General features: G+C 32.3%; 4 protein-coding genes. All 4 read left to right on the forward strand.

Annotated elements, in window-relative coordinates; genetic code table 11:
* The first annotated feature begins 106 nt into the window (after positions 1 to 106).
* Positions 107 to 655, forward strand: a complete 549-nt coding sequence (locus HSX10_RS18520) for a hypothetical protein (protein WP_173589742.1) — start codon at positions 107 to 109, stop codon at positions 653 to 655.
* A 418-nt stretch (positions 656 to 1,073) separates the two neighbouring features.
* Complete coding sequence (locus HSX10_RS18525) at positions 1,074 to 1,835, forward strand: helix-turn-helix transcriptional regulator (RefSeq protein WP_173589743.1); 762 nt, start codon at positions 1,074 to 1,076, stop codon at positions 1,833 to 1,835.
* 5 nt (positions 1,836 to 1,840) lie between these two features.
* Positions 1,841 to 2,302: a GyrI-like domain-containing protein gene (locus HSX10_RS18530; RefSeq protein WP_173589744.1), complete on the forward strand. Its 462-nt coding sequence runs from the start codon at positions 1,841 to 1,843 to the stop codon at positions 2,300 to 2,302.
* Between the two features lie 7 nt (positions 2,303 to 2,309).
* Complete coding sequence (locus HSX10_RS18535; protein WP_217363330.1) at positions 2,310 to 2,744, forward strand: DUF1801 domain-containing protein; 435 nt, start codon at positions 2,310 to 2,312, stop codon at positions 2,742 to 2,744.
* The last annotated feature ends 102 nt before the right edge of the window (positions 2,745 to 2,846 follow it).

Genomic DNA, 2,846 nt, shown 5'->3' on the forward strand with positions numbered 1-2,846 from the left:
AAATTCCTTCGGAATTTTCTCGCGTTCGTTTTTGTTTACTAAATTAGTTGCTTAAACACGCAACTAACCATACACAAGACCGTTGTAGCACATTTAAGAAAACCCAATGGCAACATACCAATTTCTAACATTTGTACTTCCAAGAAAGCCGATTGAAAAAAAATATGGCGGAATTCCAAAACAGCTTGAAATAAAACACGCTGAATGGGAAAAGTATTGGGAAAATTATGACGTGGAACTGAATGAAGCACCTGAACCTGAATTTGAAGATGCGATTACAACGAAATGGTGGAAAGGAATTCAAATAAACATTGCGGAATTAAGAAACGAAATTGACCAAATTATTCCAAGAGCTTCGTGGAATAACGAAAGTTGGAAAATTGAAAACGGAGAAGTTGACCACGATTTGAGTATTGACTATAACGAAAAAGAGAATTTTATAGAAGATTTTAGATTTCGGACTGATTTGAGAGATTCAAAACTAAATTTCTTAAATTCAATGCTGGAATTATGCGACCGAAATGACTGGATTTTAATGGACGAAAATGGAAATCTGTTTAATCCGAATTTTAGAGAATTAGCGAAATTACTAAAAAATTCAAAAGCTCATTTATTTATAACAAACCCAACTGATTTTTTTGATAATCTGAAATAAGTGATGAATAAAAGAAATTTAAAAATCATAAAACTATACATAATTAGCTTGTTCTGTATTGTCTTTTATTTCTTATTAGAGAATTCTAGCATCATATCTGAACTCGTTCAAAAATCTGAAAGAGGTCGTTATGGTAGCTTCCTGACATTTTTTCTAACAGGACTATTCAAATACGGTTTATTAGTAATCGGAATAAGCATTATTTTAATTATGAGTTTTATGCTAATAAGAGAAAGGAAAAAAAACTTGAATAAATAAAAACGTGCTACAACATCGCATAAAAATAATGCGTAGTTTAGTGCTTAATCAAGAGTTCGTGCATTTTTGTTACTTCTGATTTTCCTGCGGAAAATCCTCGCACACAAAACCGCACTATTCTTATACGTAACCGTTGGCAACAAGCTAAAAACCAATCTGAATGGACAAAGAAAAACCGAGACTTGCAAGATTGACAGCAATTTTGACTCAATTACAATCGAAACGAATTGTAACTGCAAAAGACATTGCCGAAAAACATAATGTAAGTATCAGAACGGTTTATCGAGACATCCGAACACTTGAAAAATCGGGAATTCCAATTGTAACGGAAGAAGGAAAAGGCTATTCAGTAATGGAAGGTTATAAAATTCCACCTGTAATGTTTACTCAAGATGAGGCGAATGCTCTTATAACGGCTGAACAATTGATTAGCAAAAACAAAGACCAATCTTTGACCGAACAATATGAAAGTGCAATAAACAAAATCAAATCTGTTTTAAAATACAACCAAAAAGAAAAAACAGAATTATTGACAAACAGAATTCAAGTTCGCAACAATCGGGAAAATGAAAAAACAAGTAATTACCTCATAAAACTTCAATCTACTATTTCAAATTATCAAGTGGTAAAAATGGATTATCTGTCATTGGCAGATAATAAAAGTCAAAGAGAAATAGAACCATTTGCACTTTACACGACACAAGAAAATTGGGTGCTTATTGCTTTTTGCAGAGAAAAAAAGGACTTCAGAGCCTTTAGACTTGACTGCATCCAAAAATTAGAAATCTTGGAGAAGAATTTTAAACCTCATAAAATGACGTTGCAAGGATATCTTGAAAATTGTAGCTCAAAATATAAAAACACCCCTGACACACCTTTGTCACAAGGTCAATCTAAATTTGCATTAAATCAAAAAATATAAATAAGATGCAAGTAGTAAAAATTGAACCTTTTAAAATTATCGGAATTTCGATAAGAACAACAAATGAAAACGGACAAGCTTCTCAAGAAATTGCCGATTTATGGCAACGATTTATGTCCGAAAACGTAATTTCTAAAATTCCGAACAAAATAGACAATTCCGTTTATTCATTATACACGGAATACGAAAGCGACCACACAAAACCTTACACAGCAATTCTTGGCTGTAAAGTTGAAAATTTAGATGGTGTGCCAAATGGAATGGTTGGAAAATCATTTAATGGAGGAACTTATTCCAAAACGACATCAAAAGGAGATTTAATGCAAGGTTTGGTCGTAAACCAATGGTCGAAAATATTTGAAATGGAATTGGACAGAACCTATGATGCCGACTTTGAAATTTTTGGAGAAAAGGCTCAAAATCCAACAGATGCAGAAGTCGAGTTTTATGTAGGCATTAAAGGCTAACAAAAATATGCGAATAAAAAAGTTTGAAATAAAAACAGACGAAAGAGTAAATGAGGTTTTTGCAAATTATCCCGACTTTGTTCGGGATAAAATGCAATTCCTACGTGAATTGGTAATTGAAACAGCGGAAGAAACCGAAGGAATTACCAGATTGGAAGAAACTCTAAAATGGGGAGAACCGAGTTTTGTAACTAAAAACGGTAGTACATTGCGAATGGATTGGAAAGAAAAATCACCAGACCAATACGCTATGTATTTTCAATGTACAAGCAGATTAGTAAATACGTTTAGATTGGTTTTTGACCACAAATTTGAATATGAGGGAAAACGAGCAATTGTGTTTAAATTAAACCAAAAAGTTCCAGAAATGGAATTAAAAGAATGTATAAAAGCTTCTTTGACTTATCACAACGTGAAGGAATTAATTACGTTAGGAATTTGAGAAATTAAATACGAATGAACAAAAGCCAGTTGCCAACAAAGTACTGTGGTAAAAAACAAGTAAAAACTTATTAATTTATTGCTAAAGTACTTCTGTAATTAT

Origin of the sequence: Winogradskyella undariae (assembly GCF_013285155.1) — a bacterium.
Lineage (GTDB): Bacteria > Bacteroidota > Bacteroidia > Flavobacteriales > Flavobacteriaceae > Winogradskyella > Winogradskyella undariae.